Origin of the sequence: Vibrio sp. JC009, from assembly GCF_029016485.1 — a bacterium.
GTDB lineage: Bacteria > Pseudomonadota > Gammaproteobacteria > Enterobacterales > Vibrionaceae > Vibrio.
Genome location: NZ_CP092106.1, coordinates 348522 through 371040, shown reverse-complemented (window position 1 = coordinate 371040; position 22519 = coordinate 348522). Strand labels below are relative to the sequence as shown.

The window sequence follows — 22519 nt, the reverse complement described above, 5'->3', positions numbered from 1 at the left end:
AGATAAGGGATTATTTCTTATCCAACAGGATAAACAAGGCCCAGGCTCATTGTATTCTACACGGAAATTCACGTACCGGGTCCTGATTATCTAACATTTAGTTCAGTTTGTCTTCACGATGTAGGAGTTCCCATGGAGTTTAGTGTAAAAAGTGGCAGCCCGGAGAAACAGCGCAGCGCATGTATCGTTGTGGGTGTGTTTGAACCACGCCGACTTTCTCCTGTGGCAGAACAACTTGACAAGATTAGTGACGGCTATATCAGCTCATTGCTTCGCCGCGGCGATTTAGAAGGAAAACCAGGCCAGATGCTGTTGTTGCATCAGGTTCCGGGTGTGTTATCTGAACGGGTTCTGCTCGTTGGCTGCGGTAAAGAGCGTGAACTGGGTGAGCGCCAGTACAAAGAGATCATTCAGAAAACCATCAGCACGCTAAATGAAACTGGCTCTATGGAAGCGGTGTGCTTTCTGACAGAGCTTCATGTAAAAGGCCGCGATACCTACTGGAAAGTGCGTCAGGCTGTCGAATCGACAAAAGAAGGCCTGTACACCTTTGATCAGTTTAAGAGCAATAAACCTGAAACACGCCGTCCACTGCGCAAACTGGTATTTAACGTACCAACGCGCCGTGAGCTGAACCTTGGTGAAAAAGCCATTGCGCACGGTCTTGCTGTCGCATCCGGTGTTCGTGCATCCAAAGATTTGGGCAACATGCCGCCAAATGTTGCTAACCCTGCCTACCTTGCCTCTCAGGCTCGCAGACTGGCTGATGACTACGAATCGGTAAGCACAAAGATTATCGGTGAAGAGGAAATGGAAAAGCTGGGCATGACCTCTTACCTGGCAGTAGGTCGTGGTTCTAAAAACGAATCCATGATGTCCGTCATGGAGTACAAAGGAAACCCTGATCCTGAAGCGAAACCAATCGTTCTTATCGGTAAAGGCCTGACCTTTGACTCAGGTGGCATTTCACTGAAGCCGGGTGAAGGCATGGATGAGATGAAATACGATATGTGCGGTGCAGCCTCTGTTTTCGGTACCATGAAAGCACTGGCGAAACTGGATCTGCCAATTAACGTAGTCGCTATTCTGGCTGGCTGTGAAAACATGCCGGGCAGCAATGCCTACCGTCCTGGTGATATTCTGACCACTATGTCAGGCCAGACTGTAGAAGTACTGAATACCGATGCTGAAGGTCGTCTGGTTCTGTGTGATGCACTGACTTACGTAGAACGCTACGAGCCAGAATGCGTTATCGATGTTGCCACACTGACTGGCGCATGTGTCATTGCGCTGGGCCATCATATCAGCGGCCTGATTTCAAACCATAACCCGCTGGCTCACGAGCTGACCAATGCTTCTGACCAGTCTGGCGACAGAGCGTGGCGTCTGCCAATGGCTGATGAGTACCAGGAACAGCTAAACAGCCCGTTTGCGGATATGCAGAATATTGGTGGCCGTCCGGGTGGCACAATCACTGCCGGTTGTTTCCTTTCCCGCTTTGCCAAGAAGTACCACTGGGCACATATCGATATTGCCGGTACTGCGTGGAAGTCAGGCAAGGCAAAAGGCTCAACAGGTCGCCCTGTATCTATGCTGGTTCAGTTCCTGCTAAACCGCAGCGGCCAGGAAATCGAAGAGTAACCCTCCTCTCCTCGTTCCCACGCTCCGGCGTGGGAATGCATACCGGGCTAAAAACCAGTGACCACAGCCACTTTTTACATCATAAAACCCGAAACCCCTCAGACCTCTGAAAATGGCTTCGAGGAATATGTGCTGTTCTTAATCCGTCACTTTGTTTCTCAGGGAGCAAAAATCTATCTCAACGCTCACGACAAAAAAGAAGCTGAACACTGGGACGATATTCTCTTCCAGAGTCCGCCTGAGCAGTTCCTCCCTCACAATCTGATCGGCGAAGGCCCAAAAAACGGCACTCAAATCGAAATCGGTTACAGTAAATTAAAGCCATCCTGGAGCCGTCAAATCATAATAAATTTGGCGAAAGATGAGACAATCTTTGCCCGAACCTCTGCACAAGTGGTAGACTTCGTCCCTTGCGATGAAAAAACCAGGCAACTGGCGCGAGAACGTTATAAACTATACCGTCAGGCTGGTTTTTCGATGCAGACCATCGAAATTGAGCACCAGAATTAAATATTGACCGTATAGGTAACCTCCTTCTTCTTATGAGGAAAATTACCTATACGGTTTAACTTGTTTAAAAATCAACGAAAAGTATCCATAAAGAACGCCATGGAAAAGACATACAACCCACAATCTATTGAACAGTCTCTATACCAGAACTGGGAAGAGAAAGGCTACTTCAAGCCACACGGTGACACATCTAAAGAATCATACAGCATCATGATCCCGCCACCGAACGTCACAGGTAGCCTGCACATGGGCCACGCGTTCCAGGACACAATCATGGATACGCTTATCCGCTGTGAGCGAATGAAGGGCAAAAACACCCTTTGGCAGGTGGGTACTGACCACGCTGGTATCGCTACTCAAATGGTTGTTGAACGTAAGATTGCAGCAGAAGAAGGCAAAACAAAGCACGACTACGGCCGTGATGCTTTCATCGACAAGATCTGGGAATGGAAAGGCCAGTCTGGCGGTACTATCACTAAGCAGCTTCGTCGTCTTGGTGCATCTGTAGACTGGGAGCGTGAGCGCTTCACTATGGATGACGGTCTTTCTGATGCGGTTAAAGAAGTATTCGTTCGCCTTTACGAAGAAGATCTTATCTACCGCGGTAAGCGCCTGGTTAACTGGGATCCAAAGCTGCACACCGCTATCTCTGATCTTGAAGTTGAAAACAAAGATAAAAAAGGCCACATGTGGCACTTCCGTTACCCGCTTGCTGACGGTGTAAAAACAGCAGAAGGTAAAGATTACATTATCGTAGCAACAACCCGTCCGGAAACCATGCTGGGTGATACCGGTGTTGCTGTGAACCCGGAAGATCCGCGCTACAAAGATCTTATCGGTAAAGAGCTGATTCTTCCTATCGTTGATCGTCGCATTCCAATCGTGGGTGACGAACACGCAGATATGGAAAAGGGCACAGGTTGTGTGAAGATCACCCCTGCGCACGACTTTAACGACTACGAAGTAGGTAAGCGCCACCAGCTTCCTATGATCAACATCCTGACTTTCAACGGTGATATCCGTGACGAAGCACAGGTGTTCAACTCTAACGGCGAAGCAAGCGACGCATACGGCACTGAACTTCCGGCTAAATACCACGGCATGGAGCGTTTCGCTGCGCGTAAAGCGGTAGTCGCAGAGTTTGAAGAGCTTGGTCTTCTTGATGAAATCAAAGATCACGACCTGACAGTACCTTACGGCGACCGTGGCGGCGTGGTAATCGAACCAATGCTGACTGACCAGTGGTACGTACGCGCTGCACCGCTTGCTGAAACAGCAACGAAAGCGGTTGAAGACGGTGAAATCCAGTTCGTTCCTAAGCAGTACGAAAACATGTACTTCTCATGGATGCGTGATATCCAGGACTGGTGTATCTCACGTCAGCTTTGGTGGGGCCACCGTATCCCTGCATGGTACGACAACGACGGCAACGTATATGTTGGCCGCACAGAAGAAGAAGTACGTGAGAAGCACGGCCTTGCTCCTGTTGTTGTTCTGCATCAGGACGATGATGTACTGGATACCTGGTTCTCATCTGCACTCTGGACTTTCAGTACTCAGGGCTGGCCTGCAGATACAGAAGATATGAAGGTATTCCACCCTTCAGATGTTCTGGTAACAGGTTTTGACATCATCTTCTTCTGGGTTGCGCGCATGATCATGATGACCATGCACTTCATCAAAGATGAAAACGGCAAGCCTCAGGTTCCGTTTAAGACAGTTTACGTGACCGGCCTTATCCGTGATGAGAACGGCGACAAAATGTCTAAGTCTAAGGGTAACGTGCTTGACCCAATCGACATGATTGATGGTATCGACCTTGAGTCTCTGGTTGAGAAGCGCACCGGTAACATGATGCAGCCTCAGCTTGCTCAGAAGATCGAGAAGAACACGCGTAAGACTTTTGAAAACGGTATCGAAGCCTACGGTACTGACGCACTTCGTTTCACTCTTGCTGCTATGGCTTCTACCGGCCGTGACATCAACTGGGATATGAAGCGTCTGGAAGGTTACCGTAACTTCTGTAACAAGCTTTGGAATGCAAGCCGTTATGTTCTGATGAATACTGAAGATCAGGACTGTGGTCTGAACGGTGGCGAAATGGAGTTTTCACTGGCTGATAAGTGGATCGAATCTCAGTTCCAGATCGCAGCAAAAGACTTCAACGCGCATATCGATAACTACCGTCTGGATATGGCGGCAAACACCATCTACGAATTTATCTGGAACCAGTTCTGTGACTGGTACCTTGAGCTGACTAAGCCGGTTCTTTGGAAAGGCAACGAAGCTCAGCAGCGTGCGACTCGCCATACGCTGATCACTGTTCTTGAGAAGACTCTGCGTCTTGCTCATCCGGTAATCCCGTACATCACTGAATCTATCTGGCAGAGCGTTAAAGGCCTTGCTGGCGTTGAAGGTGAAACCATCATGACTCAGGCACTGCCTCAATTTGATGAAGCGGCATACGATGAAGCCGTTGTTGCTGATATCGAGTGGGTGAAGGCATTTATCACCAGCATCCGTAACCTGCGTGCAGAGTACGACATCAACCCGGGTAAACCTCTGGAAGTAATGCTGAAAGCGGCTGATGAAGCAGATGCAGAACGCCTTGAAGCAAACAAGCAGGTTCTTATCTCTCTTGCGAAGCTGGAAAGTGTTCGTGTACTGGCGGCTGATGAAGAGACTCCTGCCTGTGCAACGGCACTGGTTGCTAAGTCTGAGCTGATGATTCCTATGGCTGGTCTTATCGATAAAGATGCTGAACTGGCTCGTCTTGAAGGTGAAGTGAAGAAAACGCACGGCGAAATCAAGCGTATCGAAGGCAAGCTGAGCAATCAGGGTTTCGTGGCGAAAGCACCGGAAGCGGTTGTAGCAAAAGAGCGCGAGAAGCTTGAAGGCTATAAAGAGACACTGGCTAAGCTTGAAGAGCAGAAAGCAACGATTGCAGCGCTTTAAGATATAAGCCCCCTAAACAAAAAAAGTCTGGCAAACCAAATTGCCAGACTTTTTCTTTATCTGAATTCTGCTATTTAAGCTGAGAAGCTGAATTCTTCAGTAGCTCAATTAATTCGTCTTCTGTTTTTGGCTCCCTTTCCAGCTCCAGTTGCGGCGCAGATCCGCCCCATAACATATATGCTTTTTTTCCACAGTGATCGTAGTGATACCAGCGTCCGTCAATGCACACATCGGTATAACAGCGTGGGTCTTGTTTTAGATCCATAATTCAGCCCCTTTTTATTCCGTACATTTCTAATCCTAGTCACCAAGATAGAAAACAGAAATACCAGCAAAACCAATTATTGACCGGAAGCACACTTTTTAACTGATATTTGACATCTCACTCTAAGGTAAATTAGATGTCGGTCGATAACAGTGATAATACTTCCGCATATAAACTATAGAAAGGATGACTAGATACATAACTCAGGAACAGCTTCGCCTGCGAAAAACATATCCTCAGATTTACAAACGAAAGAAAGTGGCTTCATAATATGACCACTGCAACAAAGTGTGTGACGACAATACAAATGTCATAAAGTCGTCACCATCTCCTCATTTTTTTGACTCCAATCTGCAACCTTTGATTCATAACATTTACCCAGAAATATGTATCAATTCGAGGTTGTTATGCCATCTGCAAGTCCGTTTCGTCTTCCAAGAAAAACACCATTTGGCATTGGTGAATCTGTTGCTGAGTGGGCAACAGGACTAAGTGTTCTGGACAGACTATATGCACAGCGTCCGGCCGGTTGTAATACGCAGGCGTTTTTACGCTTTACTCTGGACATTCTGGGTATTGATTATCAGGTTATGCGCGGCTCTCTTGGCTCTGTTCCAGAAAAGGGAGCAACAGTTGTTGTAGCGAATCACCCACTGGGCTGTATAGAGGGCGTAATCCTTGCGGAAATTCTTCTTTCAATCCGCAGTGATATTCAGATTCTGGCGAATCACTACCTTAAAACCGTTCCGGAAATTGATAACCTCTTCATTGGTGTCGATGTATTCGAAACCAAAAACGCAGTTAAAGCGAATATGCGTGCTATGCGAGAAGCAAACCGGCACCTTGCAGATGACGGCCTGCTGCTGATGTTCCCTGCCGGAGAAGTTTCCCAACTTGTAGACCGCAAGCAAAAGAAGCTTGAGGATAAAGAGTGGAGCCGCTCCGTCAGCTCACTGATCCGTAAGAACAAGGCGGTAACCGTACCGGTGTTTATCAACGGAATGAACTCAAAGCACTTCTACGTGGCCGGAAAAGTACATCCTCTGCTTCGCACCATGATGCTTGGACGTGAACTTCTGAATAAGAAGCAGGAAACCATTTCCATCGCCATCGGTGACGTCATCAGATACAAAGAAGTAAACAACCTGGACGACCGCAACCTGGTGAACTACCTGCGGCTAAATACTTACCTGCTAAACCGCAATGCTGCAAGCAGTGCGCAAACTGTCTGCATGATGAAAGACGCACAGCCGGTGGCTAAGGCAAAGGCTCCGGAAGAAATTCTTAATGAGCTTGAGTCTCTTCCGTCAGATGCACACCTGCTGTCCAGCGGTGAGTACGAGGTTTACTGTACAGGTTCAGAGAATATTCCGTCACTCATGCATGAGATCGGCAGACTGCGTGAAATAAACTTCCGTCAGGCAGGCGAAGGTACAGGTCTAGCTCTGGATATCGATGAGTTCGACAAGGATTACCTGCAGCTTTTTGTCTGGGACAAAGAGAAGCAGCAACTTGTTGGTGCCTACCGCCTTGGCCTGGTGGACCAGGTTCTGGAGAACAGACAACTGGAAGGCCTGTACTCAAGAACCCTGTTTAACTATGACCAGCGCTTCCTGAACCGCATGAATGGCGGCAAAGCCATTGAAATGGGCCGCTCTGTTATCGGAGCAGAGTATCAGCGCAGCATGAGCCCGCTGCTTCTGCTCTGGAAAGGCATTGCCACTTATATTCACCGCAACCCGCAGTATACGCATCTGTTTGGTCCGGTAAGCATAAGCAACGATTACAGCCATGAAGCACGCCAGTTGCTGGCTGAGACAATGACACTGCACCACTACGATGTCGAAAGTGCCAAGTGTGTTACCGCATCTAACCCGCTGGAAACTCACTCTTCTTTATGGAACACCAGTCTGCTGACCGCATTGGGTGACCTGCAGCTGCTTTCCCGCGTAATTGCACGCCTTGACGAAGGTAAAGGAGTTCCGGTTTTGCTACGCCAGTATATCTGCCTGAACGGTAAGCTGGTCTGCTTTAACGTAGATCCTGCATTTAACGATGCTCTGGACGGCCTGATTGTGGTTGACCTGCGTAAAGTGCCACAGAAAACGCTTGGCCGTTATATGGGGGTTGAGCAGGCTGGGGAGTATCTTCAGTTGCACAGTGTTGATACTGACTAACAAGCACAAAAAAGCCCGCTTAAAAGCGGGCTTTTTGTGAATTTGGTGCAGATGGGGAGACTTGAACTCCCACGGCCGTGAGGCCACTAGCACCTGAAGCTAGCGTGTCTACCAATTCCACCACATCTGCGTAGGCACTTATAATCTGCCTAAATTTGAATGAATTAAAGCGGATATCGTTCATAGCGTGACAACCTTCACACTTAACCCGCCTAACTGCTTGTCATTTAAGCAATTATACAGTTACGCCCGGCTTTTTTAGCCTGATACAAACGCTGATCCGCTAAACGAATCAGACTCTGTGCACCGGGCTCTTCGCGGCTTGTCGCGCAACCAATACTAATAGTCACAACTTCATGCTCGCTTTCTGGATGATGAAGCTCTAGTTTCCGGATCAGGTTCAGGATGCGCTCTCCAATTTTTTCAGCCTGTCTGATATCGGTACGGGAAAGAATAACTGCCAGCTCTTCTCCTCCATAGCGGTAGAGGCAGTCCTCTTCACGCAGAACGGTTCTTATTGCATCAGAAACCAGCTTTAGAGCCTTATCACCTTCTAAGTGCCCGAAGCTATCGTTATATTGCTTAAAGTAGTCGATATCGCACATCAGCAGCGAGAACAGCTGATTTCCCTCACCAAGCCGTGTTATCTCTGCATCAAATGCCCGGCGGTTTCGTGCTCCGGTAAGAGAGTCTTCCATGGCATGCTGAATCCAGCGGTCTGCCTCATCCCGGTTCTGACGAATCATTTTTGACTGTTTATGGTGTATTCCCCAGATAACTAAACCTGCAATAAAAACCAGACAAGCAACTGAAACTAACACCTGAACCTGAAAGTTAAGCTCGTTCAACATATCATTGGCCAGATCGGCCCGCTTTTTATCCAGGGTAGACTGAATATCATCTGTACACAGAATGACCGAAGCAGCTGTATTTGTATAGGAATGGAGTGTAAAGGCACTCTGTTGCTCTAATTGCATGTAGAGCTGATCAATTTTTTCAAGAGCCGAAGATGAACAGGAGTACTCTCTAAGGTGATAGTCAATGTTCATTAATCCGTAAGCAAGATCAAGGCGCTCTTTAGCCAGTTCTCGCTTGGATGGCTCAAGGGGAGACTCAGAAACCAATACCAGACTCTCTGTCAGATACTGCCTGGCTCGGGCCACTAAGGTTTGCGCCGCAAGCCTGCTGGAGTTATCAAAATAATTCTTTACTTCAGGGTAATACAGGCTTACTTCAACCGTAAAAACAAGAAGTGCACCGAAACCAGTCAGTCCCAGCCACAAAAACGTTTTCTTCTGTAATTTACCGATCATGGCAGGATTTCAATCTTAGCCAGCATCCATATCCAGTCGTTAAACTCTCTCAGGTTATTAACATTTTTACCATTGAGGTCCATCTCAACAACTCTCAGTGGTCCCTGCTGGCGTACGCTAAGCGGTTTTCCATCTTCATGTGTAACCACTACCCACTGATTCTTTTTCCAGTTATCAAAAGTTATCTGATAGTCATCAAGAGCTGTAAATCTGATACGCTCCGGAACCTTAGATAAATACCTGCTCAGCAAGTCTTCTAAGAGAATGCCTTTAATCCGCACTTCCCGGTGGCGGAAGGGGGCAAACATCGTAAACTCCGTGTCCGCCTGAGAACGAAGTTCATCTATCGAGACTTCCACCCGTGTATCTCTGTCGATCAGAACCAGCGGTTCGCTACCTGCATAACACACTGAAGATAAACACAAAAGCAGAAGTAAATATAATTGGTGACACTGTTTAGTAAACATAAGTAATTTGTTATATGTCTTATATTAAATAATCTGAAACCTGGCCCAAAACAACCGCCAGATACTGCTTACTTTTCAATCCGGTATGATATACGTAATTATCAATTTTGTATGTTAATTATTTCCGGTTTTATAAATAAATATGAGTGATTATGACAAAAAAGTAAAAAGCAGCCGTTGCTTCCAACGACTGCTTTTTTTTATGGTCTTGTTATGACAAGAAGAGTTTTTACTCTACTGTCACTGCTTTTGCCAGGTTCCTTGGCTGGTCAACATCAGTGCCTTTAATCAGAGCAACATGATAAGCCAGTAGCTGCATCGGAACTGTGTAGAAGATTGGTGCCGTAATTTCGTTTACGTGCGGCATTTTAACGATCTTCATATTGTCACTGCTCTCAAAGCCTGCTTTCTCATCAGCAAATACGTAAAGCTGACCGCCACGTGCACGAACTTCTTCCACGTTAGACTTCAGCTTCTCAAGCAGGTCGTTATTTGGAGCGATAACCACTACCGGCATTTCTGCATCAATCAGGGCAAGAGGACCATGCTTAAGTTCACCTGCAGCATAAGCTTCAGCGTGAATATAAGAGATCTCTTTCAGTTTCAGAGCTGCTTCCATCGCGATTGGATAGTACTCACCACGGCCAAGGAATAGCGTATGCTGCTTGTCCGCAAAATCTTCTGCCAGAGCTTCAATCTCTTTATCGTAAGCAAGCGCACTTTCGATATGTACAGGAAGAGCATGAATCTCTTTTACAATTTCCGCTTCCTGCGCAGCATCAATACGGCCCTGGTGCTTACCAATTGCCGTAACCAGCATCAGCATAGCTGTCAGCTGAGTAGTAAATGCTTTTGTTGACGCAACACCGATCTCTGTTCCTGCACGGGTCATAAAGGCGATATCGGATTCACGTACCATTGAAGAGCCGGATACGTTACAGATAGTCATTGCTGACATGTAGCCTTTTTCTTTAGCAATACGCAGCGCTGCCAGCGTATCGGCGGTTTCACCAGACTGAGACAGGGTGATAAGCAGGCTGTTAGGACGTGTAACAAACTTGCGGTAGCGGAACTCAGATGCGATTTCCACGTCACAGCTAACACCGGCAATAGACTCAAACCAGTAGCGTGCTGCCATACCAGAGTTATAAGAAGTACCACATGCAATGATCTGTACGTGCTCAACTTTGCTCAGGATCTCAACCGCATTAACACCGATACTTTCGGTGATAACAGAGTCTTTGGTTACGCGGCCTTCCATCACGTTCTTCATTGATGTCGGCTGTTCGAAGATCTCTTTCTGCATAAAGTGGCGGTATCCCGCTTTCGTGCCCGCATCGTGCTCTACCGTCGATTCGATGATCTCACGCTCAACTTCTTTACCGTTTACATCAAGGATCTTAACGCTGCGGCGGGTAACTTCTGCCACGTCACCTTCTTCCAGGTAAGAGAAACGACGGGTAACGCTTAGAAGAGCAAGCTGATCCGAAGCCAGGAAGTTTTCACCAACACCATAACCGATAACAATCGGGCTACCGGAACGGGCAACAACGATACGCTCAGGGTCGTTACGATCAACAATTACTGTACCGTATGCACCTTCAAGCTGAGCGGCCGTTTTGTGCAGTGCTTCAATCAGAGTTTCAGAAGTGCGGTATTCCCACTCAACAAGGTGAGCGATAACTTCAGTATCGGTTTCTGAAGTAAATACATAACCACGCTCTTTCAGCGTCTCTCGCAGTTCTTCATAGTTTTCGATAATACCGTTGTGAACAACCGCAATATCACCAGACATATGCGGGTGTGCGTTTGCTTCAGAAGGTTCGCCATGTGTAGCCCAACGTGTATGCGCAATACCTGTTCCGCCAGTTACGCTCGCTTCAGTAACGGCATCAGCCAGTTCCTGAACCTTACCAAGACGACGAACACGAGTCAGATTACAATCTTCATCAACAACCGCAACACCGGCTGAGTCATAACCACGATACTCAAGGCGGCGAAGCCCTTCTACTAAAATTTCAGCTACGTCCCTTTGTGCCACTGCACCAACAATTCCACACATGGTGATTCTCCAATATTTTATTTGTTCTTTCGTACAATATTTATTCTGATGCCCGGATAACCCGCACATCCTGTAATTCAATTTGTTGCTTTATTTCATCTGTCAGTCTGTCATCGGTCACTATGACGTCAATTTTGTCCCAGGACAGCTCTAAGTTCGGGATTCTTCTCCCGACCTTGTCGGACTCGATCATAACAATCACTTCTCTGGACACTTCAGCCATTACCTGGCTGAGACCTGTCATTTCATTAAAGGTCGTGGTGCCTCTCTGAACATCCACACCATCAGCACCAATAAACAGCTGGTCAAAATCATAGGATCTCAATACAGACTCAGCGACCTGGCCCTGGAAAGACTCAGAACGAATATCCCAGGTGCCTCCGGTCATAAGCAGTGTAGGCTCGTTTTCAAGTTCATTTAGTGCACTGGCGACATGCAGTGAGTTAGTCATCACTACCAAACCTCTTTTGTCGTTCAAAAGAGGAATTAACGCGCCGGTGGTGCTGCCACTGTCTATAACAATGCGATTATGATCTTTTATTAGCTTAGAAGCACATTTCGAAATCTCAACCTTTCGGTTTGAAACTTTTTCAGATAATCCCTCTGTTACTACCTCTTTAGGAATAGAGATAGCCCCGCCATACCGCCTTAGCAGCAGGCCATTGGACTCCAGAGAGGCTAAATCTTTACGAACGGTTACTTCTGAAGTTTCAAACCGGTTAGCCAGTTCTTCAACACTGATTTCGCCTAACTCATCAACGAGTTTTGAAATCATATGACGTCTAAGTTGCGTATTTCTTTTTGACATGACTTGAAAGATATAAGTTACGAACCGAAAGGATTATATTCAAAGTGAAACTTTCTTGTCCATTTATTTTGAACCAAAAATTAAATATTTTGAGCAAAAACCTTGTTCTAAAACAATTCTGAACAGTGATCTTGGTCAGATTCAATGTTAGAATTCGCGCCGAAAAGAAAATTTATTACAGAATTTGTCGTTATTTTTTTGCAATCTTTCATTGTTAAGATTGCAAACATTAAAGTTATCCATAAGGCACAAATCCCATACCGGGCCTAGCATTAGCCGGATTTCTGGGTGAGATTTTCATGTTCAGGAAGTCACTCTGACTGCGTTCAATGACAGTCAGCACTGAAAGAAATGTTGTCATTTTCTTTCTTATGTACTTCTTCCTGAATAGACTAGAATTTAAAAACTGTAACTATACTTACCGGAGAGTATTTTCCATGAAAAAGACCAAAATCGTATGTACGATTGGCCCTAAAACTGAATCTGTAGAGAAGCTACGTGAACTAGTAAACGCAGGCATGAACGTAATGCGCCTGAACTTCTCTCACGGTGACTTCGCAGAGCACGGTACTCGTATCGCTAACTTCCGCACTATCATCGCTGAGCAGCAGAAAGAACTAGCTATCCTTCTTGATACTAAGGGTCCAGAAATCCGTACTATCAAACTAGAAAACGGCGATGACGTTGATCTGGTTGCTGGTCAAGAATTCACTTTCACTACTGACGCTTCTGTTGTTGGTAACAAAGACGTAGTAGCTGTTACTTATGCTGGTTTCGCAAACGACCTGACTGCTGGTAACACTATCCTTGTAGATGACGGCCTGATCGAAATGGAAGTTATCTCTACTACTGATACTGAAGTTAAGTGTAAAGTTCTTAACAACGGTGCACTAGGCGAAAACAAAGGTGTTAACCTTCCTGGCGTATCTGTACAGCTTCCTGCTCTTTCTGAAAAAGACAAGGCTGACCTTAAGTTCGGTTGTGAGCAAGGCGTTGACTTCGTTGCTGCATCTTTCATCCGTAAAGCGGCTGACGTTAAAGAAATCCGTGAGCTACTAGACGCTAACGGCGGCAGCGACATCCACATCATCTCTAAGATCGAAAACCAGGAAGGCGTTGACAACTTTGACGAAATCCTAGAGCTTTCTGACGGTATCATGGTTGCTCGTGGTGACCTTGGTGTTGAAATCCCGGCTGAAGAAGTAATCTTCGCTCAGAAGATGATGATCGAGAAGTGTAACCGTGCACGTAAGATGGTTATCACTGCAACTCAGATGCTTGACTCTATGATCAAGAACCCACGTCCAACTCGTGCGGAAGCGGGTGACGTTGCAAACGCAATCATGGACGGTACTGACGCAGTAATGCTTTCTGGTGAAACAGCTAAAGGTAAGTACCCTGTTGAAGCGGTAACTATCATGGCTCAGATCGCTAACCGTACTGACGGCGCTCTAAAAGCTGAACTGGGTGACCGTCTGGACAGCGCTCGTCTTCGCATCACTGAAGCAGTATGTAAAGGTGCTGTAGACACTTCTGAGAAGCTGGCTGCTCCACTAATCGTTGTTGCTACTAAAGGCGGTAAGTCTGCGCGTTCTATCCGTAAGTACTTCCCAACTGCAAACATTCTGGCTCTTACTTCTAACCAGAAGACTGCTGCACAGCTTGCACTAACTAAAGGCGTTCGTCCTATCGTTGTTGACGAGTTCGAAAGCACTGACGCATTCTACACTCGCGGTAAAGAGCTTGCTCTTGAAACTGGTCTTGGCCAGAAAGGCGACATCGTAGTAATGGTTTCTGGTGCTCTTGTTGCTTCTGGCACAACTAACACAGCATCTGTACACGTACTATAAGACGTCTGAATTCAGATACTTTAAAGGGGAGCTTTTTAGCTCCCCTTTTTGTTTTTCGCAAGGCATAAAAAATAGGAGCCTTAACTCCGATTTTTTACCAGCCAAAGAACTCTTTATGGTGAGTATTCAGCAGCAGTACCATTGGTAAGAAGTAGATAGCACTCAGCTTAATGCCAAGTATTGCAAGGCTTCCTATGGTGAGCCTCACTAAAGATTGCGTAAACATACATCGCCTCATCGCCCCAGACTGTATGACTTCCTTAATAAAACACGGAGTTCCGCGAATCTTCCTGGATAAGCTAACTGGGAAAGTTGTTCATAAAACACTCAGTTTACTCATTTACAGGTTCAGCTCAAGCATTTCATTAGACTAAAGTATCAATAAAAACGGGGTATGCCTGGCATACCCCGTTTTACTATTTGAAATAATTAAGCTTTGTCTGATTAGGCTTTCAGAGCAGAACGTTCACCACGAACAATACCTACGATACCACTTCGTGCCACTTCGACCACTTCAGTCAGATCTGAGATGGCTGAGATAAAAGCATCCAGCTTATCGCTGCTGCCGGCCATCTGAACCGTGTACTGAGTCGGAGTGATATCAACAATCTGTCCGCGGAAGATATCGGCTGTACGCTTAACCTCTTCACGATCGTGACTGCTGGCCGCCTTCAGTTTCACCAGCATAAGCTCGCGTTCAATATGCTCATACTCAGTGACTTCCTGCACTTTCAGTACATCAATCAGCTTGTGCAGCTGCTTCTCAATCTGCTCCAGAACCATATCATTACTTTTGGTGGTAATGTTCAGGCGCGACAGGGTTTCATCATCCGTTGGCGATACTGTCAGTGACTCGATGTTATATCCGCGCTGTGAAAACAGACCAACAACACGTGACAGAGAGCCTGGCTGGTTTTCTAACAGTAGTGAAATAATATGCTTTCTCATTAGGTTCTCTCCGTTTTGCTTAGCCACATCTTGTCCATACCCTCACCTTTAATCTGCATCGGGTATACGTGCTCAGTTTCATCTACGTTAATATCAACAAATACCAGCTTATCCTTCATCGCCAGAGCCTTCTTCAGCCCCTCTTCAAGCTCATCAGGAGAAGAGATACGGATACCAACGTGACCATAAGCTTCAGCGATCGCAGCGAAGTCTGGCACAGAGTCCATATATGAGTGGGAGTGACGTCCCTGATAGATAATATCCTGCCACTGCTTAACCATGCCCAGGAAGCGGTTGTTCAGGTTAATGATTTTCACAGGAATTGCATACTGCATTGCAGTAGAAAGCTCCTGAATATTCATCTGAATACTGCCGTCACCGGTAACAACCACCACTTCTTCTTCCGGCATGGCAAACTTGATGCCCATACCAGCTGGCAGGCCAAAGCCCATAGTGCCCAGACCACCTGAGTTAATCCAGCGACGTGGTTTATCAAACGGGTAGTAGTGAGCGGCGAACATCTGGTGCTGACCAACATCAGAAGCAACGTAAGCATCACCGTTTGTCAGCTTGTGTAGGGTTTCAATGACCTGCTGAGGTTTGATGCGGTCAGTGGTGGTGTCGTAGCTTAAGCAGTTACGTTCACGCCAGCTGTTAATACTGCTCCACCACTCAGCCAGCGCCTCAAGATCGTTCGCGCTGCTCTGCTCTTCAAGCAGTTTCAGCATGGAACCCAGAACTACATCTGCTGAGCCAACAATTGGCAGGTCCGCGCGAACGGTTTTGGAAATAGAAGACGGGTCAATATCGATATGCAGAACCTTAGCATTCGGACAGTACTTTTCCAGATTGTTGGTGGTACGGTCATCAAAGCGCACACCGATACCAAATATCAGGTCAGCATTGTGCATTGCCATATTGGCTTCATAGGTACCGTGCATACCAAGCATGCCAAGGCTATTCTTATGTGTACCCGGGAAAGCACCAAGTCCCATCAGGGTACTTACCACCGGCAGATTTAATTTTTCTGCCAGCTCTAAAATCTGTCCGTGAGATTCGGAAATAACTGCCCCGCCACCAACATAAAGTACAGGCTTCTTCGCTTCCAGAAGCGCCTTCAGGCCTTTTTTAATCTGGCCTTTGTGACCTGTGGTGGTCGGGTTGTAAGAGCGCATCTTAATGGATTCTGGATACTTATACGGGAATTTAACCAATGGGTTTAGCATATCTTTCGGCAGATCAACCACCACAGGACCAGGGCGGCCGGTATTTGCCAAGTAGAATGCTTTTTTGATGGTCTCCGGAATCGTCTGAGGATCGGTGATCAGGAAGCTGTGTTTTACCACAGGACGGGAGATACCCACCATGTCACACTCCTGGAATGCATCGTTACCGATAAGAGTGCCCGGAACCTGTCCGGAAAGAACAACCATAGGAACTGAGTCCATATAAGCTGTAGCGATACCTGTAATCGCGTTTGTTGCACCAGGGCCGGAAGTAACCAGAACCACACCGGTATCACCTGTTGCACGAGCGTAGCCGTCAGCCATATGCACCGCTGCCTGCTCATGACGAACAAGGACGTGTTCTATATCGCTTTTTTCATGTAGTGCATCGTAGATGTCTAGAACTGAGCCACCTGGGTAGCCAAAGATGTGTTCAACGCCTTCGTCGATCAGAGAGCGAACAACCATATCCGCGCCGGATAACATTTCCATCGAGTTGTCTCCTTAAATACGCACAACTCAGCTCCAATAGGCCTGATAAGATCCGTAGCCTGTAACCTATTTTCCTGATTGTCGTATTTCATAGTTAGGGCTTATTTTTAGCCTAAAAATACCGCCACTAAAGGAGAACAGAGGTACTGCTTAAACATGTTCCGGTGACGATACATCCATGAACAACGTAAGAAATTCCCTTACGTTGAAACTCTATTCTCGGGCTTTAGGCTTTTTTAGATCAAGGGGAAATGTAAAAAAGATAGCATGTGCTAATGATTAAAGGTTATACAGGCATATATTCTTATACAAACTGACTAGCCAGAAGAATCAACAGATTAATAATTAAACACTTAATAAAAAGCTCACCCTTCTCATGGAAAAAGGTGAGCCATTCATCACATTATGAGCTAAAGAGGCGATTTATTTTTTATCGTCTTCCTTTGGCTTGTCTGAATACATCTCTTCAATTTCTTCTTCGTAACGCTCGTTGATAACCTTACGGCGAAGTTTCTGGGTCGGCGTCAGTTCGCCTTTATCCATAGAGAATGCCTTAGGCAGCAGTGTGAACTTCTTAACCTGCTCAAATTTAGCCAGATCCTTTTGCAGTTCATGTACCCGGGTTTCAATCATTTCCACAATCTGGCTGTGCTTGAGGAGCTCCAGCCTGTCGTGGTACTTGATATTCAGCTCTTTTGCATACTCTTCCAGAGATTCATAACTCGGAACGATCAATGCCGATACAAACTTGCGGGTATCTGCGATAACCGCAATCTGCTCGATAAAATGGTCTTTACCGATAGCGCCTTCAACAACCTGAGGAGCAATGTATTTACCGCCGGATGTCTTCATGAGCTCTTTAATACGGTCGGTAATGTACAGGTTACCCTCTGAGTCGAACTCGCCCGCATCACCGGTTTTCAGAAATCCGTGCTCATCGAAGGTTTTTTCCGTCTCTTCCGGCATTTTGTAGTAGCCGCGCATGACCATAGGTCCGCGAACAAGAATTTCATTGTTCTCGCCTATTTTCACTTCTGCGCCCGGCATCAACTGACCGATGGAATCCGGGTTGAAGACCTCATCCCGCCAGCACGAAACGGTTGCCGTGGTCTCTGTCATACCGTAGCCCAGTTTTACGTTAATCCCCAGAGCATGGAAGAAGCGGCCTATCGTGGCATCAAGCTTGGCACCACCGCATGGCATAAATTTGATTCTTCCGCCCAGCAGATCCCTGAGTTTTTTCAGTACAATCTTATCTGCAAACTTGTAACTGCGTTTTAACAGCCAGGACGGCTCACGCTGCTCCTGCTTACAGGCTGCAATTCTTGCCCCCATATTCACCGCCCAGGTAAAGACCATCTTGCGATGCACAGGAGCTCTGGCAACCTTCTCGTGGATTGCAGAAAAAATCTTTTCATAGAAGCGCGGTACAGCACACATTAGCGTCGGACGTACTTCACCAAGGGCATCTCTCACCTGCATGGTATCCTGCAGATAACAGTTGGTGGCACCTTTGTACAGAACATAGAAGGTCCAGGCGCGCTCATAAACATGTGACAGAGGCAGGAAGCAGAGAGAAACGTCCTCTTCTGTCACTGTCATGCTCATATCATGGCTTTCACACTGAGAGCCCATATTGGCGTAATCCAGCATCACACCTTTTGGTGTGCCCGTAGTGCCTGAGGTATAAATCAGGGTAAAGAGATCGTTCATGCTGGCTTCTGTCAGACGGGTGTCCAACTCTTGCTGAAACGCCTCTTTACCACGGGCAATAAAATCATCCCAGCACAGCGCAGCCGGATGTTCCTTAAGATCGATGTCATCAGACATGGCAACGATCAGTTCCAGCTCATCACACTGTTCAAAGGTGCTGATTGCGGCGTCAAACTGAGGCTGCTCTCCGACAAACAGAACTTTTACGTCAGCATTCTGAGTAATATAGGCTGCCTGTTCGGCGGTATTTGTCGGATAGATGGGAACGGTAATGCAGCGTATTTGCAGCGCACCGACATCGGCAATCGTCCAGCGAGGCATATTGCTGGAAAAGATACCGACCTTATCCTGAACTTTCAGTCCCTGAGCCAAAAGAGCAAGCGACAACTCGTCCAGCTGCTCACCAAACTGCCTCCAGTTGATGCCTTCCCATGCACCTTTAACCTTATGACGAAGCGCAATACGCTCCCCGCCCCGGGCAATCTGATCACGAATTCTGGTTACTATATGAAAATCTAAATTGGCCATTATTTTTACCTTGTGCTTACATGTGTAAGCTGATTGGGCGTACAAGTGTACATTCCGCTAAGTAAAAGGCAACCCGGGAGAGGCCAGTTGCCAATCTAATTTGACAGAAGTGTGTGATAAACCTTGAAAATGGATTTATCAGTAACACTAACGCAATAAAAAACACCAATAAGCATAACGCCTATTGGTGTTTCAAGTATGACAGCCGGTTAGCTTTACGCTGTAATTATGGCTTTTCCGCAGATCATCATCAGTTGATCTCGCATCCAGATATGTCCCTTATCCTTCTCACTGGACTCATGCCAGCTCAGGTAACCACTGATCTTCTTATTCGCCAGAGGGAAAGTAAGCACTTTAAGCTGATCCCTGTCCGGGCTGCTTTCAACCAGCCACCTAGGTGCAATGGTAATAAGCTCAGACTGACTGACCACATAGAGCACATTGCTCAGGCTGGTTCCTTTATATGCTGCGTCTACTTCAATATCGCGGTACGCCTGCTCTGAGAAGCTACGCACACCATTCGCTTTCGATAGCTTGGCATGTTTCTCCTGAAGCATTCCGCTTTGTGTGATGGCGTTGCCCAGACGCGGATGTCTGGAGGATGCAACGACCACCAGCTCATCAGAGAAAATCTCAGTGCTTGAGAAGCCTTGCTGCTCAAAGCGCGCGTAATCTATAACAAAATCGACTTCCTGGTAGCGCATTTTTTCAGCCAGATTACTGTCGATATCAGCGTCCATACGCAGTTGAATATTTGGTGCAACCTCATTGATTCCAGACAGAACTTTCGGTGCAAATCTCACATCACAAGGGCTGCAGATAGCCAGTTTAAATAGCCTGCTGGATGTTTCAGGGGAAAATATCGAACATGGCAGTTCATTTCTGATAAGTTGCAGTGCCTGGCGAACAGGGCCAAATAACTGGCGAGCTCTCTGAGTCGGCTGGATTCCGCGGCCGTGTCTCATAAACAATTCGTCATTAAACATCACCTTCAGCCTTGCAACCGCATTACTTACAGCAGGCTGAGACATGCCAAGGTTCTGTGCAGCACGTGTAATGTTCTGCTCCTGCATTACTGCATCAAATACAGTCAGAAGGTTCAGATCTACTCCGCGAAGGGTTGATTCCATCCGGTAACCAGCTGCCGCATGGTTTGTTTCATTTTTACTTAGCATTGATGCGCCTCGTATCATCGTTAGTCAGGAAGTGTTCCTGTTTCAAATTTGCTCCGACCGGAAGCAGCAGAAAAGTCACAAGTCCCGAAAATTAATAGTAAGACATGGCAAAACAGCCACGGAATAGAAACCCTTTTTGTAGTTGTAGTCCCAAATATTCGTGCTACCAAATATTTGGTTGCGTCCTACTATCTATCAATCTATCGGCACACATCAATTCGTTTTATATATAATTAGTATATTTTATATAAGCCAAGCAAATAGCCATTAAAAATCATTAAGTTAAGTACAAATCTAAAAATTAATCAAAAGGTATAGGAATTAGCTGCGGCTCAACTTATTGACTTAGCTTATAGCAGATAACTCTGTTATAAAGGTAGGATTTTTCTGACAAATCGACGAAAACAAAAGAGCATTGCCTTTATTTAAGACAATGCTCTCAAATGTAGAAAAATTCTGGATACCAGTCAGGCAAGGATAGCTTTAGTCATTAATCGCTGCATAACCAGGAAAATCCACTTTATCCCATAGCGCTGACATCAGCTTATCTTTCGCATTCCAGTCACCGCTCAGTAACCAGTCTGCAATGTGGCTGGCCACATCAGGATAACTTACGCTTTCTGCTTCCTGCTCATCTAACCAGGTTCTGACCGCCATGGGATCCAGACTGTCCATAGACTGTGCAAGCCCCAGAGTTTCCAGAGTTGCTACGTTACTTTCCTGTTCAAACTGACCCGCCAGAGGTTTAAGCAAAAGCTTCTTACCCAGAGTCAGAGACTCTGAAGGCAGCTCAAATCCACCATTTGCTATCACCCCCTGACAGCGGTGCAGGTCCACCTGAAAGTTGGTATGAGAAAGAGGCTTTAAATGAATATTCTCTATCACTTCCTCTTCGATAACTTCCGGGTGATAACAGGTAAATTTCTGGCTTGAAAAGCGTAGCAGCAGGTTTGTAATCTCTTCAACACTCTCAAACGGAAGGTAAACCAAAGCAAAACTCTCTTTGCTTACTGCATGTCCGGCATTGGTATGCACTATCGGTGGCAGAATTGGCTGACCAAAGTGATACCAGTGCAAACCTATCTGAATATTGGTTGGTGCAAAATGACGGATAATCAGGTTATCAATCAGGCCATTGCCCTTCTTAGGCACATCATAAAGGAAAGCATTCTGATGACTGATGCCAATACAAGGTACTTTCTGCAGCTTTGCCGCCCATGCAGAAACCGGCTCAAAGTCGTTGATAACCAGGTCGTACTCAGACAGGTCGAGTTCTCTGATCTCTTTGTACATATTCAAAACATTGGCATTCAGCCCCGTTTTGACGTAGTTAATCTTTCCCTTCTCCGTGGCAAAGGTGACACCTCTTCGGGTCTGGTAGTCCCCGAAAGCTTCCATGGAAAAATATCTGGATTTTTCACGACCACTGAAAAGAAAATCCACATCGACATTGCGCTCTTTCAGAGCATAAGCCATTGCGCGGGCGCGGGCAGTGTGTCCATTACCCGTCCCCTGTACACCGTAAAGAATCTTCAAAAAATTATGCTCCGATAAGAGAGATTGCTGCAATTGCACTGCCGATACCTAAAGCGGCTCCGATAACAACATCAGTCAGGAAGTGAACACCAAGCAAAATCCTTGCGCTGCCAATCAAAGCAGCCCAGACAATTGCTGTCACATAGGCGTCCGGGAAAAAATGACCAATCAGAGTCGCCATAACAAAGGCAGCTGCTGTATGACCTGAAGGAAGACTGTATCTGTCAGAAGGTGTGATGTATGAGGTTAGCTGATTTGACAGCTCTTCAGGACGGCGACGGCGGAAGCTGTTTTTTGCTACCCAGTAAATCGGCAGCTCGATAGCAAATGCCATAAGACCTGTCATCAGGAAAATGCCACCGATAACAGGCTCCAGCCACCATGCCAGCAGACCAATAACAAGATACAAGTGGCCATCACCTGTGTGAGAAACCGCTTTACTTATTCTGGCTACTTCAGAGTTGAACTTGTGCTGCAGACAAAACAGCGAAAATGCCAAATCAAATCGTGCAATTGGTTCTATACGCATCATAGACTCCCTGCAATACACCACCACCTAATCTATATGGGTCTAATTTAGGCGAGAAAAATTACAGCTAGGTGACGGGGGGTTTTAGGATTGATTACAGTTTTGTCTAGGTTTGATGACTTATGGGGTTATGGGGTTATGGGGTTATGGGGTTATGGGGTTATGGGGTTATGGGGTTATGGGGTTATGGGGTTATGGGGTTATGGGGTTATGGGGTTATGGGGTTATGGGGTTATGGGGTTATGGGGTTATGGGGTTATGGGGTTATGGGGTTATGGGGTTATGGGGTTATGGGGTTATGGGGTTATGCAAAGTTTGCTTCTG

General features: G+C 46.4%; 17 protein-coding genes and 1 tRNA gene. 5 read left to right on the top strand and 13 right to left on the bottom strand.

Translation table 11 applies throughout. The features are described 5' to 3' along the window. Positions 1 to 132: 132 nt before the first annotated feature. The 3 genes from pepA (at position 133) to L3Q72_RS01780 (ending at position 5106) form a co-directional block, all read left to right on the top strand. Positions 133 to 1641 (top strand): leucyl aminopeptidase, encoded by a 1509-nt coding sequence (gene pepA, locus L3Q72_RS01790; protein ID WP_275130986.1) that lies wholly within the window; start codon positions 133 to 135, stop codon positions 1639 to 1641. 57 nt (positions 1642 to 1698) lie between these two features. Then, positions 1699 to 2151 carry a DNA polymerase III subunit chi gene (locus L3Q72_RS01785; RefSeq protein ID WP_275130985.1) on the top strand — a complete coding sequence of 151 codons (453 nt, stop codon included), beginning with the start codon at positions 1699 to 1701 and terminating at the stop codon, positions 2149 to 2151. A gap of 99 nt (positions 2152 to 2250) precedes the next feature. After that, positions 2251 to 5106, top strand: a complete 2856-nt coding sequence (locus L3Q72_RS01780; protein WP_275130984.1) for a valine--tRNA ligase — start codon at positions 2251 to 2253, stop codon at positions 5104 to 5106. A 70-nt stretch (positions 5107 to 5176) separates the two neighbouring features. Here the strand turns inward: L3Q72_RS01780 and L3Q72_RS01775 are convergent, their stop codons facing one another. Then, positions 5177 to 5371 (bottom strand): hypothetical protein, encoded by a 195-nt coding sequence (locus L3Q72_RS01775; protein WP_275130983.1) that lies wholly within the window; start codon positions 5369 to 5371, stop codon positions 5177 to 5179. A gap of 407 nt (positions 5372 to 5778) precedes the next feature. Here L3Q72_RS01775 and L3Q72_RS01770 point away from each other — a divergent pair, with 407 nt between their 5' ends. Next, positions 5779 to 7548: a lysophospholipid acyltransferase family protein gene (locus L3Q72_RS01770; protein WP_275130982.1), complete on the top strand. Its 1770-nt coding sequence runs from the start codon at positions 5779 to 5781 to the stop codon at positions 7546 to 7548. Between the two features lie 43 nt (positions 7549 to 7591). Here the strand turns inward: L3Q72_RS01770 and L3Q72_RS01765 are convergent. The 5 genes from L3Q72_RS01765 to L3Q72_RS01745 form a co-directional block, all read right to left on the bottom strand. Continuing rightward, positions 7592 to 7678 (bottom strand) — tRNA-Leu (locus L3Q72_RS01765). A gap of 97 nt (positions 7679 to 7775) precedes the next feature. Beyond that, a complete protein-coding gene (locus tag L3Q72_RS01760; RefSeq protein WP_275130981.1) occupies positions 7776 to 8861 on the bottom strand; it encodes a GGDEF domain-containing protein in 1086 nt (361 codons plus the stop codon). Beyond that, positions 8858 to 9271: a hypothetical protein gene (locus tag L3Q72_RS01755; protein ID WP_275130980.1), complete on the bottom strand. Its 414-nt coding sequence runs from the start codon at positions 9269 to 9271 to the stop codon at positions 8858 to 8860. Before L3Q72_RS01755 ends, L3Q72_RS01760 begins: the two co-directional genes overlap by 4 nt. A 286-nt stretch (positions 9272 to 9557) precedes the next feature. Next, positions 9558 to 11390 (bottom strand): glutamine--fructose-6-phosphate transaminase (isomerizing), encoded by a 1833-nt coding sequence (gene glmS, locus L3Q72_RS01750; RefSeq protein WP_275130979.1) that lies wholly within the window; start codon positions 11388 to 11390, stop codon positions 9558 to 9560. A gap of 40 nt (positions 11391 to 11430) precedes the next feature. Beyond that, positions 11431 to 12198, bottom strand: a complete 768-nt coding sequence (locus L3Q72_RS01745; protein WP_275130978.1) for a DeoR family transcriptional regulator — start codon at positions 12196 to 12198, stop codon at positions 11431 to 11433. A 437-nt stretch (positions 12199 to 12635) separates the two neighbouring features. On the opposite strand from L3Q72_RS01745, the gene pykF reads away from it, so the two are divergent. Further along, positions 12636 to 14048, top strand: a complete 1413-nt coding sequence (gene pykF / locus L3Q72_RS01740) for a pyruvate kinase PykF (RefSeq protein ID WP_275130977.1) — start codon at positions 12636 to 12638, stop codon at positions 14046 to 14048. 94 nt (positions 14049 to 14142) lie between these two features. Here the strand turns inward: pykF and L3Q72_RS01735 are convergent, their stop codons facing one another. The 7 genes from L3Q72_RS01735 to L3Q72_RS01705 form a co-directional block, all read right to left on the bottom strand. After that, entirely contained in the window at positions 14143 to 14274 is a 132-nt protein-coding gene (locus L3Q72_RS01735) for a hypothetical protein (protein WP_275130976.1), read from the bottom strand. A 218-nt stretch (positions 14275 to 14492) separates the two neighbouring features. After that, a complete protein-coding gene (gene ilvN / locus L3Q72_RS01730; protein WP_275130975.1) occupies positions 14493 to 14996 on the bottom strand; it encodes an acetolactate synthase small subunit in 504 nt (167 codons plus the stop codon). Continuing rightward, positions 14996 to 16714 (bottom strand): acetolactate synthase 3 large subunit, encoded by a 1719-nt coding sequence (locus tag L3Q72_RS01725; protein ID WP_275130974.1) that lies wholly within the window; start codon positions 16712 to 16714, stop codon positions 14996 to 14998. Before L3Q72_RS01725 ends, ilvN begins: the two co-directional genes overlap by 1 nt. A 423-nt stretch (positions 16715 to 17137) precedes the next feature. Further along, on the bottom strand, positions 17138 to 18955 hold the full coding sequence (locus tag L3Q72_RS01720; RefSeq protein WP_275130973.1) for a long-chain fatty acid--CoA ligase: 1818 nt from the start codon (positions 18953 to 18955) through the stop codon (positions 17138 to 17140). A 215-nt stretch (positions 18956 to 19170) separates the two neighbouring features. Beyond that, positions 19171 to 20130 carry a transcriptional regulator LeuO gene (gene leuO / locus L3Q72_RS01715; RefSeq protein WP_275130972.1) on the bottom strand — a complete coding sequence of 320 codons (960 nt, stop codon included), beginning with the start codon at positions 20128 to 20130 and terminating at the stop codon, positions 19171 to 19173. 483 nt (positions 20131 to 20613) lie between these two features. Further along, a complete protein-coding gene (locus tag L3Q72_RS01710) occupies positions 20614 to 21666 on the bottom strand; it encodes an MJ1255/VC2487 family glycosyltransferase (RefSeq protein WP_275130971.1) in 1053 nt (350 codons plus the stop codon). 4 nt (positions 21667 to 21670) lie between these two features. Further along, positions 21671 to 22198 carry a phosphatase PAP2 family protein gene (locus L3Q72_RS01705; protein WP_275130970.1) on the bottom strand — a complete coding sequence of 176 codons (528 nt, stop codon included), beginning with the start codon at positions 22196 to 22198 and terminating at the stop codon, positions 21671 to 21673. Between the last annotated feature and the right edge of the window lie 321 nt (positions 22199 to 22519).